Annotated in this window: 14 protein-coding genes; 3 read left to right on the forward strand and 11 right to left on the reverse strand. The window is 73.9% G+C overall.

Going from position 1 to position 13,425, the window contains the following annotated elements; genetic code table 11:
• Nucleotides 1–129: 129 nt before the first annotated feature.
• From AB0F04_RS28855 to AB0F04_RS28870, 4 genes are all read right to left on the reverse strand, one after another.
• A complete protein-coding gene (locus AB0F04_RS28855) occupies nucleotides 130–1,086 on the reverse strand; it encodes a helix-turn-helix domain-containing protein (protein ID WP_362046449.1) in 957 nt (318 codons plus the stop codon).
• Nucleotides 1,087–1,150: 64 nt separating this feature from the next.
• A complete protein-coding gene (locus AB0F04_RS28860) occupies nucleotides 1,151–1,567 on the reverse strand; it encodes an amphi-Trp domain-containing protein (protein WP_362046452.1) in 417 nt (138 codons plus the stop codon).
• Nucleotides 1,568–1,633: 66 nt separating this feature from the next.
• A complete protein-coding gene (locus tag AB0F04_RS28865; RefSeq protein ID WP_199825613.1) occupies nucleotides 1,634–1,858 on the reverse strand; it encodes a hypothetical protein in 225 nt (74 codons plus the stop codon).
• 44 nt (nucleotides 1,859–1,902) lie between these two features.
• Nucleotides 1,903–2,136: a hypothetical protein gene (locus tag AB0F04_RS28870; RefSeq protein WP_362046455.1), complete on the reverse strand. Its 234-nt coding sequence runs from the start codon at nucleotides 2,134–2,136 to the stop codon at nucleotides 1,903–1,905.
• 122 nt (nucleotides 2,137–2,258) lie between these two features.
• Between AB0F04_RS28870 and AB0F04_RS28875 the strand changes: the two genes are divergently transcribed.
• Nucleotides 2,259–2,480 carry a hypothetical protein gene (locus AB0F04_RS28875; protein ID WP_352097490.1) on the forward strand — a complete coding sequence of 74 codons (222 nt, stop codon included), beginning with the start codon at nucleotides 2,259–2,261 and terminating at the stop codon, nucleotides 2,478–2,480.
• A gap of 267 nt (nucleotides 2,481–2,747) precedes the next feature.
• On the opposite strand, the gene AB0F04_RS28880 is transcribed toward AB0F04_RS28875, so the two are convergent.
• From AB0F04_RS28880 to AB0F04_RS28890, 3 genes are read right to left on the reverse strand one after another with little or no spacing between them, the layout of a single operon-like run.
• Nucleotides 2,748–3,233, reverse strand: coding sequence for an MSMEG_6728 family protein (locus tag AB0F04_RS28880; protein WP_362046458.1), 486 nt, complete (start codon nucleotides 3,231–3,233; stop codon nucleotides 2,748–2,750).
• Nucleotides 3,234–3,250: 17 nt separating this feature from the next.
• Complete coding sequence (locus AB0F04_RS28885) at nucleotides 3,251–3,703, reverse strand: DUF4383 domain-containing protein (protein ID WP_362046461.1); 453 nt, start codon at nucleotides 3,701–3,703, stop codon at nucleotides 3,251–3,253.
• 13 nt (nucleotides 3,704–3,716) lie between these two features.
• Nucleotides 3,717–6,218 carry a SpoIIE family protein phosphatase gene (locus tag AB0F04_RS28890; protein ID WP_362046464.1) on the reverse strand — a complete coding sequence of 834 codons (2,502 nt, stop codon included), beginning with the start codon at nucleotides 6,216–6,218 and terminating at the stop codon, nucleotides 3,717–3,719.
• A 148-nt stretch (nucleotides 6,219–6,366) separates the two neighbouring features.
• Between AB0F04_RS28890 and AB0F04_RS28895 the strand changes: the two genes are divergently transcribed.
• Complete coding sequence (locus tag AB0F04_RS28895) at nucleotides 6,367–7,332, forward strand: DUF72 domain-containing protein (protein ID WP_362046466.1); 966 nt, start codon at nucleotides 6,367–6,369, stop codon at nucleotides 7,330–7,332.
• Here the strand turns inward: AB0F04_RS28895 and AB0F04_RS28900 are convergent.
• The 4 genes from AB0F04_RS28900 to AB0F04_RS28915 form a co-directional block, all read right to left on the reverse strand.
• Entirely contained in the window at nucleotides 7,232–9,040 is a 1,809-nt protein-coding gene (locus AB0F04_RS28900; RefSeq protein ID WP_362046766.1) for a copper resistance protein CopC, read from the reverse strand. The two genes, AB0F04_RS28895 and AB0F04_RS28900, sit on opposite strands and share 101 nt — an antisense overlap.
• A 393-nt stretch (nucleotides 9,041–9,433) precedes the next feature.
• Nucleotides 9,434–9,910, reverse strand: coding sequence for a cupin domain-containing protein (locus AB0F04_RS28905; protein WP_362046469.1), 477 nt, complete (start codon nucleotides 9,908–9,910; stop codon nucleotides 9,434–9,436).
• Nucleotides 9,907–10,515 carry a GNAT family N-acetyltransferase gene (locus AB0F04_RS28910; RefSeq protein WP_362046472.1) on the reverse strand — a complete coding sequence of 203 codons (609 nt, stop codon included), beginning with the start codon at nucleotides 10,513–10,515 and terminating at the stop codon, nucleotides 9,907–9,909. Before AB0F04_RS28910 ends, AB0F04_RS28905 begins: the two co-directional genes overlap by 4 nt.
• Nucleotides 10,508–12,586: a penicillin acylase family protein gene (locus AB0F04_RS28915; RefSeq protein ID WP_362046475.1), complete on the reverse strand. Its 2,079-nt coding sequence runs from the start codon at nucleotides 12,584–12,586 to the stop codon at nucleotides 10,508–10,510. The genes AB0F04_RS28910 and AB0F04_RS28915 overlap by 8 nt, the downstream gene beginning before the upstream one ends.
• Nucleotides 12,587–12,666: 80 nt before the next feature.
• Here AB0F04_RS28915 and AB0F04_RS28920 point away from each other — a divergent pair, with 80 nt between their 5' ends.
• Nucleotides 12,667–13,389 (forward strand): siderophore-interacting protein, encoded by a 723-nt coding sequence (locus AB0F04_RS28920; protein WP_362046478.1) that lies wholly within the window; start codon nucleotides 12,667–12,669, stop codon nucleotides 13,387–13,389.
• Nucleotides 13,390–13,425: the final 36 nt, after the last annotated feature.

Here is a 13,425-nt window from a genome sequence, read left to right on the forward strand (position 1 = left end):
CGGGACAGCGGCGGGATCGACAGGGTTCGAAAGGATCCCGCCAGCGGACGCCCCTCCGTGCCCCGGGCGCCCCTGCCTGCCCCGGACGCCCCTGCCTGCCCGGACGGCCTCGGTGCCGCGCGACGGGGGCTACTCGCCGCGGGCGAAGGTGTGCCGGTACTCGGTCGGCGTGGTGCCGAGGATGCGCTGGAAATGCAGCCGCAGATTCGCGCCGGTGCCCAGACCGACGTCGGCGGCGATCTGCTCGACGCTGCGTTCCGAACGTTCCAGCAGCTCACGGGCCACGTCGATGCGGGCGCGCATGACCCACTGCATCGGCGTGTACCCCGTGTCCTCGACGAAGCGCCGCGACAACGTGCGCGCCGAAACCCCCGCGTGCCGCGCGAGCCCGTCGAGGGTGAGGGGCTCGCCGAGCCGGTGCAGCGCCCACTCGCGGGTGGCGGCGAACCGCTCGCCCAGCGGTTCGGGCACGCTGCGCGGCACGTACTGCGCTTGGCCGCCGCTGCGATAGGGGGCGGCGACCAGGCGCCTGGCCGCGTGGTTCGACGCGGCGACGCCGAGGTCGCCGCGCAGGATGTGCAGGCACAGGTCGATGCCCGAGGCGGCGCCCGCCGAGGTCAGCACGCTGCCCTCGTCGACGAACAGCACGTTCTCGTCGACCCGGACGAGCGGATGCTTCGCCGCGAGGGCCCGTGTGTAGTGCCAGTGCGTCGTGGCGCGTCTGCCGTCGAGCAGGCCGGTCGCGGCGAGCGCGAAGGCGCCCGTGGAGATGGCGGCGAGCCGCGTGCCCCGGGCGTGGGCCGCGATCAGCGCCTCGACGACGGCCCGCGGCGGGTCGTCACGGTCGGGGAACCGGTAGCCGGGCAGGAAGACGATGTCGGCCCAGTCAAGCGCGTCCAGGCCGTGGGCGACGTCGTACGACAGGCCGTCGCCGCCGGTCACCGGGCCGGGCGCCGCCCCGCACACCCGCACCTCGTACGGCATGCTCGCGCGGGTCGTGAACACCTGCGCGGGGATGCCGACGTCGAGCGGCTTGGCGCCCGGGAGCACGAGGACGGCGACGCGGTGCAGGCGGGAGGACGGCACCGGGACAGGGTACGAGGTGCGAGGAGCGGCGCCCGGGTACGAGCCGGCGGCCGAGCCCGCCCGCTCAGGCGGACTTCGCGGCGGACCGCTTGGTACTCCTGGCCTTGCCGGTGCCCGTGCTCCTCGTCTTGCCGCTGCCCGCGCCGGATCGGCCCGAGCCCGCGGACGCCGTCTTCCGCTTGGGCTTCTGCGCGGATGCGTCCGTGCGGGACGTGTCTGTGCGGGATGCGTCCCCGGGTGACGCTTCCGCGCCCGATCGTGTCGCCCACTTCAGCTCGATCTCCAGCTCGATCTCCCCCTCACCGATCTCCACCTCCATCTCGCTGTGGAGGTCGTCGGGGATCCGCAGGCCCAGCGTGCCGGGGCCGAGTTCCAGCTCGGCGTCCCCGCCTTCCCGCAGTGCGTCCGCGAGTGCCGTGAGCTGGTCGGCGGCCTCCTGGCGTGACAGGGAGCGCTTCTGCTCGAACTTGAGGTCCTTCATGGGGCCCTCCGATATGGCAGAAAAGGGTGGATACAACCATCTTGGCGTGTTGCGCGGACTCGCGCGTCAGCCGCCCGTCTCCGGGCCCCAGCGTTCCGGCCCCACCCCGCGCCAGTCGATCCACGGCACCTCCGCCACGTCCGCGGGGTCGATCTCCAGGCCTGCGCGGCGCAGGAACTCCGCGACGTCGGTCACGTTGTGGGCGAGGCCGAGGATCTCGCCGTCCACGCGCACGCGACGGCCGCCCGAGGGCGACGGTGGGTGCACGATCACGCGAATCGGTCCGGCCATGCCTTCAGGATCGTCCGGGACGTACGGTCCCGCAGGCCGGCGCGTCACCGGGGGAACCGCCCACACACGTCCCCCGCCGTCCTCCCCAGCTCCCGCAGCTCGCACCACGCCGCCGGGCTCGGCCGTCGCCGCTGCCAGTAGGGGTGGAAGTACGTCTGGACCGACAGCCGGTACAGACGCCGACGCAGCTCGGTGCGGCCGGGACGACTGGCGAGCTGCCGATAGGTGGCACTCCACTCGCGCTGCGCCCGGACGAGGTCGTCGGGAAACGTTCGCATGACCGAATTCAAGCATGTGTTCGATTTTTCAGGCCAGTGAGTGCCTCGTTTACGTCTCGGTTCGGGCACCGGACGTGGACAGCCGCAGCGCGAGCGGCACGACTAGGCGCATACTGAGGCCGATGACAAAGCCTGCTGCTTCCAAGCGTCATTTGCCTACCAGCCCCTTCAAGGCTCCGGTCGCCCCCGCTCCCAAGTACTTCGCCGTGGGTGACCAGGTCACGCACGACATGTACGGGCTCGGCCGGGTCATCGGCATCGAGGACGGGATCGCCGCGCTCGTGGACTTCGGTTCGGCGCAGATGCGGATCCCGAGCCCGTACGCCAAGATGACCAAGTTGTAGGACCTCCGTGCCCGGTCGGGGCACGCCTGGCCCCGACCGGGGCCAGTACCGGAAAAGAGACCTCTCATCGAACCGACTTCGCTGTTCTCCGCCGTGGAGGGGCAGCCCAGCCTTTCCGGCGCGGCGTCGCCGCCCCCGGCGACCAACCCCTTCCAGGCCCCGGACTTCGGGGAGGACGAGGCTTTCCCGTTCGAGGACGCGCCGGCTCAGCCCGACGCGACCGGGCGTCCGGCCCGCCGCAGGGCCGCCTAGTACCAGCGGCGCCCGTCAGCTCCGCAGCGCCTGCTCGCCCCCGCGGTCCGACGTCGGCCAGACGTACGGCAGGTCGTCGGGGACGCCGGGGAAGAGGGCCGTGTAGGTCGTGGGGTCCTTGCGGACCAGGGCCGAGCGGTGGCTCTCGTGGAAGGGGTCGTCGCCGAGCCAGGGCGGGAGTTCGCCCTCGGCGGCCAGCCGGTGCTGGTCGCGGATCGGTGCGTGGGGCCGCCTCGCCGCGAGGTCGGCCACGAGCGTCGCCGCGCAGGTGTCCTGGTGGCCCTGCTCGCGCCAGACGCGGCAGATCTCCAGGCCGTAGCGCACCAGCGCCTCCTCGTAGCCGAGCCACATCTTCACGGCCGGGTGGCGACGCCACCCGTAGCCGGGCACGACCAGGCCGCGCAGGACCTGCAGCGCCTCGACCCGCTGTTTGCCGAGCCTGCGGCGGTCCAGGGCCAGGGCCGTGGCGCGGAAGTCGGGGTAGGGCAGGAAGGTCTGCATGACGTCCTCGGTGGTCCTTACCGTGCGTCGGTGCGCGCGGCGCGCCTGCCGAGGGCCAGGGCCAGGCCGATCATGACGATGCCCAGGGCGAAATGGAGCCAGTCGTCCGCGGAGTTCAGCGGGACGAAGTTGGCGTCGCTGTCGTGCCCGACGGACAGGCCGTACACCCACAGCACCAGGTAGACGGCGCCACCCACCAGCAGATACGAGGACGCCCCGGCGGCCGTCGCGGCGAGCATCAGCCCGGCGAGGCCGTAGGCCAGGTGGACGAGGTTGTGCAGGATCGAGACCTGGAACAGGCCGAACAGTTCGGCCCCCGACTCGTGGGAGGCGAACTCCAGCGAGCCGTAGTCGGTGGTGATGCCCGGGATGAAACCCAGCACACCGATCACCAGGAAGACCAGCCCGGCCAGCAGGGCGGCCTGCTGCACGGGTGCGCGGGCTGCGGGGCGGGACGCGGGTGGGGTCATGGCGGGTCGCTCCTCACGCGGGGGTCAGGCTCTGTTCCGCCCAGATGGTCTTGCCCGTGGAACTCTGGCGGGTGCCCCAGCGCTCGGTCAGCTGGGCGACGAGGAGCAGGCCGCGGCCGCCCTCGTCGTAGGTGCGGGCGCGTCGCAGGTGGGGCGCGGTGCTGCCGCCGTCGGACACCTCGCAGATCAGGTTCGTGTCGTGGATCAGGCGCAGCTGGACCGGTGGCTCGGCGTGCCGGATGGCGTTGGTGACGAGTTCGCTGACGACCAGCTCCGTGACGAACACGGCGTCGGACAGCCCCCACCGTTCCATCTGCGCCACCACGTCCTTGCGGGTCTGCGCGACCGCGGACGGGTCGGCCGGCACCGCCCAGGTGGCGACCTGCCTCGCGTCGAGGGCGCGGGTACGGGCGATGAGCAGGGCCACGTCGTCGGCCGGTCGCGGTGGCAGCAGGTCGGCGAGGACCGTGTCGCAGAGGGCGTCCAGCGAGGCGGCCGGGCGGCCCAGGGCCTCCCGCAGCCGGCCGACGCCGGTGTCGAGGTCGTGGTCGGGGGTTTCCACGAGGCCGTTGGTGTAGAGGGCGAGCAGGCTGCCCTCGGGGACGACGACCTCGGTGGACTCGTACGGCAGGCCGCCCACGCCGAGCGGGGGCGCGGTCGGCAGCCCGACGAGTTCGACGCCGCCCCCGGGACTCACCACGGCGGGCACGGGATGCCCGGCCCCGGCGAAACAGCAGTGCCGGGTGACGGGGTCGTAGACGGCGTACAGGCAGGTGGCCCCCACGTCGCCGGTGGGGCCGGCCGGGCCCGTCGCACTCCCCCCGGCGCCGCGCTCCCGGGTGTCCTCCTCCGGGTCCTCCTCCGTGTTCAGGCGGGCGACCAGGTCGTCGAGGTGGGTCATCAGCTCGTCGCAGGGCAGGTCGATGTCGGCCAGCGTGCGGACCGCCGTACGCAGCCGCCCCATGGTCGCCGACGCGACCAGCCCGTGGCCGACCACGTCCCCGACGACCAGCGCGACCCGCGCCCCCGAGAGCGGGATGACGTCGAACCAGTCCCCGCCGACACCGGCGTGCCCGTCCGCCGGGAGGTAGCGGGAGGCGACCTCGACGGCGGCCTGCCGGGGCAGCCGCCGCGGCAGCAGGCTGCGCTGGAGCGTGACGGCCGTGGCCCGCTCCCGGGTGTAGCGGCGGGCGTTGTCGATGCTGACCGCGGCCCGGGCCACCAGTTCGCCGGCGAGGACCAGGTCGTCGTGCCGGAAGGGTTCCTGGTTGCGGTGCCGGACGAAGAAGGCGACGCCCAGGGTGGTGCCCCGGGCGGCCAGGGGCACGGTCATCGCGGAGTGGATGCCGAACGCGCGGACCCGGGCCGCACGGGCCGGATCCCGGGCGAGCCAGGCGGCGAACGCCGGGTCGGTCGTCTCGTGCAGGGCGGGCCGTCCGGTGCGCAGGCTCTCGAAGGGCATCGAGCCCGCCGGGTAGGCGTCCACGGTGCCGGCCGGTACGGCCGACTCCGGGGCGCCCGGGGTCACCGACCGCAGGGCGGCCCGGCGCAGCAGCAGCGGCCCGTCCACCGGAACGGCCCGTTCGGGCGGCTCGGCCGTGTCGTCCAGCGCGGCCAGCAGATCGACGCTCACGAAGTCGGCCAGGGCCGGGACGGTCACGTCCGCCAGCTCCTGGGCCGTGCGCGTCACGTCGAGCGTGCTGCCGATGCGGCGGCCGGCCTCGGCGATCAGCTGGAGGCGCTTGCGGGCCCAGAACTGCTCCGTCATGTCGTGCGCCGACAGACACACCCCCCGGATGGTGCCCTCGTGGTCGCGCAGGGCGGACAGGAAGACCGACCAGGCGTGCTCATGGCTTTCGCCGGGGGCGCGCAGATAGTTCTCCTCGTACTCCGGCTCGCCGGTCCGCAGCACCCGGGCCATGTCGTGTTCCGCCCGCCGGCCGGCTTCGCCGCCGGAGATCTCGGACACGCGCAGGCCCCGCATCTCCTTCTCGGTGAGCGCGGTGGCGCGTTCCATGTCCGCGTTGGCCCGGCGCAGCCGCAGGCGGGTGTCGTAGATCGCCAGGGCGCAGCACGGGGACTGGGCGAAGCTCCAGCTCACGAGGGACTCGTCGAGACCGGCCGGTGGCTGCCGGTCGGTCAGGGCGGAGACGACGAGCCAGGCGGGGCCGTCGGCGCCGGGCGGCCTGTGGTGGGCGATGATCCCGACGGTCAGCTTCCGGCCGTCCCGGTGCCGGAGCGCGACATCGCCGTTCCAGCGGGGCAGATCGGCGAGCGTGGGCAGGCCGCCGCGCACCGGGATCGGCTCGGCCAGCAGATCAGCGGCCCGGCGGCCGGTCACCTGCTGGGCGGGGTAGCCGAGGAGCCGCTCGGCGCCCGCGTTCCAGCCGGTCACGACGCCGTGTTCGTCGAGGGTGACACGGGCCGTGAGGGAGGCGCCGACGAGGGCTTCGAGGGCTTCCGGTTCTGCTCCGTACGACCGGGTGGCCCGGCCGGCGGTGACGGGCTGCTCCATGATCGGTCATCTCACTCTCGGGGGAATCAGCCGTAACCCCGGATTTGCACAGATATGAACCTGCTTACCCCGATTACGCCGGGTCTTACCGTGCCGTCTCGCCGAGAAGCCGAGCCTGCCGCCGCCCGGCCCGGGTAACCGCTCCCCCATGGGTCAGATCCGCGTGGGCACGTGTTCCTGGACCGACCGGGCGCTGGTCGGCAGCGGCTGGTATCCCCCCGGGCGGCGGGACGCCGAGGGCCGGTTACGGCACTACGCCGAGCGGTTCGCGGTCGTCGAGGTCGACGCCTCGTACTACGCGCTGCCCAGCGAGCGGAACAGCCGGTTGTGGGCCGAGCGGACACCGGACGGTTTCGTCTTCGACGTGAAGGCGTTCTCGCTGCTCACCGGGCATCCCACCCGGCAGGCGGTGATGCCCGGGGGGTTGCCGGCCGAGCACCGGGACCCGGCGGTGCTCGACGCGGTGTGGGACCGGTTCGCGGCCGGGGTCGAGCCGTTGCGGGAGGCCGGGCGGCTGGGGAGCGTGCTGTTCCAGTTCCCGCCCTGGTTCCGGCCGGGGCAGCGGGCGCAGACGTTCCTCCGGGAGTGCGCCCAGCGGACCGCGGGCTGGCCCCTCGCCGTCGAGTTCCGGCATCCCTCCTGGTGGGAGCCGGGGCAGGCCGAGGCGACGGTCGCGCTGCTCGCCGGACTCGGCATGACCGCGGTCGCCGTCGACATGACGCAGACGCTCGCCTCCTCCGTTCCGCCCGTCACGCCCGTGACCACGCCCCGGCTCTCCGTCGTCCGCTTCCACGGCCGCAGCACCGCCTGGGGGACCGGCAGCAAGGAGGACCGGTTCCGGTACGCCTACGACGAGGACGAACTCGCCGAGTGGCTGCCCCGCGTGCGGCGGCTGGCCGAGCGGACCGAGCAGGTCCACGTCCTGTTCAACAACTGCTGCGGCGACGCCGCCGTCCGCGACGCCGAGACGATGGCACGGCTCCTCGAACGGGATCCGGCGGCGGTGCGGCTGCCTAGGGCGCGATCCGCACCCGACGCTCCACGGACACCTGGTCCACCTCCGACACCCGCACGGTCGTCTTCATCGTCCAGTTCCCGGCGAGCGGCAGGTTGACGGCGTTGGTGCTCCAGTAGCCGCCCCGGTCGGTGAGTTCGGCGTCGATCGGGCCGACCTTCCGGGAGGGCAGGGTGAAGGTGATGCGGATCTCGGGGACGACGATCAGCCCCTTGTCGGATCCGGCGGCCACGGCCTGGATGCCGTTCTCACCGACGCGGGCCGGGTCCAGGGTGACCTGCACCGTGCCGCGTCCGCTCACGGACTCGGTGCCCGTGTCGTAGGGCACCGTGATCAGGGTGGTGGGCGGCAGCGCGCCCGCCGGGGCCTGCCGGGCCGCCTCGGCCTGGGCCCGGGCCGGCAGGGTGCCCGTGAGCACGGTCGTGATCATCAGCACCACCGCGGCGACGGCGACTTCCACGAGGACGGAGCGGCGCAGGCGGCGCCGGAGGTCGAAGTCGCCCCCGGACGCCGCGGGCTCCTGCGGCGCCCTGTCCGGCGTTCCGGGCTCCTCGGGGCCGTCGTGCTCCGCCGGTGCTCCGGCCGGCTGCGGCACCCGCTCCTGGACGGGGACCCTGGTGACGGCCGTCGGCGCCGCGATCCGCGCGGTCCAGCGCCGCGCGTACCGGGCCGCCAGCAGCAGCACGGCCACCCCGGCCAGTTTGGCGAGCAGCAGACGGCCGTACGACGTGCCGGTCAGCGCGGAGAGGGAGCCGAGGCCGCGCCAGGACTGGTAGACGCCCGTGACGGCCAGGACGGTCACCGAGGCGAAGGCGATCCGCGAGAAGCGGGGTACGACGTCCGCCATGTCGTCCACCGCGTCGTCGCCCGAGGAGCGGCGGCGAAGGGTCAGCAGCAGTGCCACGAGGCCGCCCAGCCAGACGCCGGTCGCCAGCAGGTGCAGCACCGACGACGTCATCGCCAGGGGCACCTGGATCCCGGCCGAGGCGTGCTCGGCCGCCGCCCAGGTGAGGGCCAGGGCCGCGGCCAGGGCGGTGCCGGCCGCCAGGGCGGCGGGCCTCTTCTCGGGGTCACGGCGCCTGGACAGCCACAGCAGGAAGGCCGCGATCAGCAGGAGCAGGACCAGCCGGGCGACCAGGGCCAGCCCCGGGCGGCCGGTCAGGGTGCGGCCGAGGGCGGAGGCGTCGAAGACGGTGGCAGGGCCGGTGCCCGCTTCATAGGGGGCGCGCAGCAGGAGCAGCACGAGCGTCGAGCCCAGCAGCGTCCACCAGGACACCACCAGCGGCCGGCGCAGGGCGGAGGTGTTTGCCGGCCGGCAGAGCAGGGCGAACGCCGCGAGGCCGACGAGCAGCGCGGCCGCGAGGTAGGCGAGGTAGCGGGCGGCGTCGTTGAGGCCGCCGGTGAGCGGGTCCTCGGTCGAGCCCGTGTCGATCTGGACCGTCGTCGCCGAACGCTTCCCCACGGAGAACGAGAAGGCGCCGGAGACGGGGTGGCTGTCGGCGGAGACGACCCGCCAGGCCACCGTGTACGTGCCCTGGGCGAGCTTGCCGGGCAGGCCGACGCGGGCCGTGTCGGAGCGGCCGTCCGCGTGCGTGGCCTCGCCGGTGTGGACCCGGCGCTGGTCGGGGCCGAAGACCCGGAAGGAGTCGTCGAGCAGGCCCACGGACTCGGTGAAGGTCAGGGTGACGTGACGGGGCGCCTGACGGACGAGGGATCCGTCGTCGGGGTCGGTGCCGCGGAGAGCGGCGTGGGCGGAGGCGGGGGCTGCTCCGGCGAGGAGCAGTACCAGCACGGTGCCGAGCAGCACCAGGGCTCGGAATCGCCGGGCATGTCCGGCATTGCGATCCTCGTTCCGCCGTTGGTCCACGTGGGTCTCCGGGGTCGGGCTGTACGGCTACGAGGGGAGTACGGACGGGATCGGTGTACTGCTCACCGGATGGAGGGGTCCGTCGTCCGGCGGGGGCGGCTGTGGTCCGTGTCCGGGGGCTGATCGCGCGCACGCGGCGGAGCCGCGCATCGGTACGGCCGAGCGCCCCTACTGCCGCGGCAGGCAACGTTCGCCCGGTAGGGAGCGGCGTCCGGTGCCTGCTCTCGGCGTGCCGGCCGGGAGCCCTCGTACTGGATGTACTGGGGCTTTCGGCCGGTGCGGCGAGAGTGCGTGCCGGGCGTCGCGACGGGGCGAACGTCGCCTGCCACGGCACTAGGCCGGCCGGGACAGTCCGGCGATCTCGTCGGCCGCCGCCGGGTAGCGGGCCGTCAGTTCCGCGGCGTCCCCGTGCTCGTAGCCGTCGAACGTGAAGCCGGGTGCCATCGTGCAGCCGAACAGGGCCCACTGCCCGGCTCCGCGCACCCTCCCGCCCATCCATGTGCCCGCCGGGACCGTGAACTGGACGTGCTGGCCGTGCAGGACGTCCGGTCCGAGCACCACCGTCCTCGTGGTGCCGTCCGGGGCGAGCAGCAGGAGCTGGAGGGGATCGCCCCGGTAGAAGTGCCAGATCTCGTCCGCCGGCAGGCGGTGAAGGGCGGAGAAGTCGTCCGCCGTCAGCAGCGCGACGATCGCCGTGCCCTCCGGCCTGCCGTCGGGTCGTCCGGGACCGGCCCAGGTCTGGCGGAAGAGACCGCCCTCGCGCGGGATCGGCTCCAGGCCGTAGTGGGCGATGAGGTCCTCAGGGGTCACCCGGGGAACACTATCTCCCGGTCCAGGAAGGCGAGCTGGGCCTTCTTCTCCGGCAGGTACACGTCCGGGAGGTCGATCTCCGGCAGGACCACCACCGGGCCGGGAGCGAAGCCGAGCTTGAGGAAACGGTCGATCGCCTTCTCGTTGCGCACGTCCGGGTCGACCACGATCCGCCGGCGGTCCAGGCCGGGCAGGACGTAGGCCGTGATGGCTGCCACCAGCCGGGCCGTCCAGCCGCGCTGTCCGCCGCCCGGGCCCGCGGGGGCGAGGAGCAGATGGACGCCGATGTCACCGGGGCGGACCTCGTAGCACTCGCTCACGCGGTCGGCCTCCGGCTCGTAGGTCTGCAGGAGGGCGACCGGCTCGCCGTCCCGGACGACGAGGTGGGCGTGGTGGGTGTCGAGCGTGGCCATGTGGGCGTAGACGTCGGCGACCTGTCGTTCGGTCAGCTCGGTCATGCCCCAGAAGGCGGCCCGCTCCTCGCTCACCCAGCGGTGGATCACGGCGGCGTCGGCACCGGGGTCCAGCGGCAGGACGCGGACGGTGCCGAAGCCGTCGGTCACCTCCTCGTGGACGCAGGTGCGGGAGGCGTACGGGTCAGACATCGGTTTCCTTCTTCAGCAGGGACCAGTCGGTGACGACCGGGACGAGATCTCCCGTGAGCCACAGGGGGAGCTGGTCGCGGTGGTGGGGTGAGCCGGGGACGCCCGAGGCGCCGAGCGGGACCACCCAGCGGCTGTCCTCGCGCCGGGCCAGGTCCCAGACGTACCGGGCGGCCGGGCCACGGGCGGCGCGGTCGGTGAGACCCGGCACGCCCGAGGTGCACAGCACGCAGTCGTGGTCGCCGGACAGCCCCGGTTCGTCGTAGGGCCGCTCCGGCTCCAGGGCCCGCCAGGGGGCGAGGCGGTGGGTGTCGCCCCAGACCCCGGCCGGCGGGCGCAGCGCCACGTCCTCGATCGCCGCGCGCACGGCCGCCGGACGGTCGATTCCGTACAGCTCCCCGGCCCGCAGCAGGTGTTCGAGGGCGAACCCGACCCGGGGGACGAGCGCCAGCCAGGGCTGGAACACCTCCGGGTAGGCCGGTGGCGTGGTGAGCCCGGTGAACGCCGGGTGCGCCGCGAGCCGCCGGACGACCGCTCCGCGCACGGCCGCGTAGAGGGCCGCGTCGGCGCTGCCGGCGTCCATACGGCGGTCCCAGCCGAGGAGGCGGTCCCGCAGGGCGGCGGCCTCGGGGGTGAGGCCGTCGAGGGCGGCGAGGTGGTCCAGGAGGGGGGCCGCGGAGCCCAGGTGGGTGTCGGTGTGCAGGGCGGGCATGTCGGCGGCGGACCAGTGCTCCCTGCCCGCGAGCAGGGCGGCGATGCGGTCGGCGCGGTGCGGCGGGGCGAACTCGACGCCGAGGGGTCCGGCCGGGCCGCGCTGGTTGGCCATGACGGCGACGCCCTCGGTGAGCCCGGCGCGCGGTGACACGTGCCAGCCCCGCCACTCGTGGCCGGGCTCCCACGCGGGCACCAGCCGCAGCCGGTTGGCCTCGGCGCGCAGCGGCACCCGCCCGGCCACGCGGTGCAGGACACCGCCCTCGGTGTCGGCGGCCTGGACGACGTTGACCGGCTCCGCCCAGCGGTCGAGGGCCCGGTCCACGTCGGCGACCCGGCGGGCTCGCAGCAGCGGCAGCAGGGCACCGAACCCGAGGTCGCCGGTGACACGGGGCGGGTAGCGCAGGCTGATCGCCACGGGCACGCCGCCGGAGTCGCCGTCGATCCCCTCGGGGCCGCCGATGATCACCGGGCCACGGTCGGTCTCGATCACCTCGACCTCGACCGGCTCCGCGCCGGCCACCCCGACCGTCTCGGTGTGCCGGGCCGCCCGCCGCCAGACCCCGTCCGGACCGAGGGCCTCCACCCCGGCGCCGGTGCGCCGCAGCCGCTCCCGGTAGAGGTCCTGGTAGTCGGCCATGGCGTTGGTGATGGCCCAGGCGACCGTGCCGGTGTGCCCGAAGTGGGCGATGCCGGGGACACCGGGGACGGCCAGTCCCACGACGTCGAACTCCGGGCAGGACAGGTGGATCTGCTGGTAGACGCCCGGGTCCTCGATCCAGCGGTGGGGGTCGCCCGCGATGAGGGCCTGTCCGGTGACGGTCCGCTCACCGCTGACCAGCCAGCCGTTGCTGCCGGAGGTGCCGGGGCCGTCGGTGGCGAAGAGGCCCACGGCGTCCGTGCCCAGGTGGGCGGCGACCTGCTCGCGCCAGAGCTTGGAGGGGAACCCGGCGAAGAGGATGTGGACGGCGAGCCAGACACCGAGGGGGGTCCAGGGCTCCCAGCGGCCGGGGACGAGACCGGTGCGGGCGAACTCGGGGGCGATGGTGTCGGCCAGCCCCTCGTTGACCCCGTCGACGTACGCCCGTACCCACCGCGCCGTCCCGGCGTCCCGCCTCTCCAGATCCGCGAAACAGCGTCTGGCGGTGTCGTCGAGTCCGACCCGTCTCGCGAACAGGTCCCAGGCCAGGGCTTCCGCACCGAGGAAGGACGCCGAGGTGCCCTGCGCCCGGTGGCGGTCGACCTCCAGCTGCCAGGCCCGGTCGCGGGCGGTGACGAGTCCCTGCGCCCGGGCGAGCTCGACCGCGCCGCCCGCGCGCAGGTGCGGAATGCCCCAGGCGTCACGGTAGATCTCGACGGTCACGCTGTACCCCCTGTACCCTTTAGGTTAGCCTTGCCTAAGTCATGCTGTGGCCGGAATCGTACGCGAGGGGCTGAAACGCGATGGGGCAGGGGCGGGGTTGGGAGGGCGCGGTCCTCAAACTGCTGCGCGCGAAGGACTTCGAGTTCACGGTGACGGACGTCGAGGACGTCACCCCGGACTACCGGCGGCTGCGCTTCACCGACGGCGGTCTGCTGGCCGCGACCGGAGTGCATCCCACCATGTGGGTACGGCTGTGGTTCGACAACGCGGGCAAGCCGCACCAGCGGGCCTACACCCTGGTCGACCCGGATGCCGAGGCCGGTACGTTCGGCCTGGAGTTCGCCCTGCACGAGGGGTGCGCGAGCGACTGGGCCAGGGCGGCGAAACCGGGCGACACCATCGAGGCGACCGTCCAGGGCACCGGCTTCGAGCACCCCAGCCCGGCGCCCTCGCACGTCTTCGCCGTCGGCGACCCGGCCTCCCTCCCGGCCATCAACTCCCTCCTGGACGCCCTGGGTTCCGCCCCGGCCACCGTCTGGTTCGAGGGCGGCGACGACGACCTGCCGTTCCGTGCCGACCCGGACCGGCACGAGCTCCGGAAGGTGCCCCGCCGGGACTCCGGCGCCCACCTGGTCGACCGGGTGAGGTCGGACCTGCCCGGCCTGCTCCGGGACACGGCCGACCCCTACGTCTGGATCGCCTGCGACACGGCGACGACCCGGGCCCTGGCGGCGTACGTCCGCAAGGAACTGGGGCTGCCCAAGCAGCGGGTGCACGCGCTGGGCTACTGGCGGGCGACCTGAGCAGCGGCCGGGCCCGGCCCGGGGGATGATCGGGGC

The organism is Streptomyces sp. NPDC029041, assembly GCF_040637515.1.
Lineage (GTDB): Bacteria > Actinomycetota > Actinomycetes > Streptomycetales > Streptomycetaceae > Streptomyces.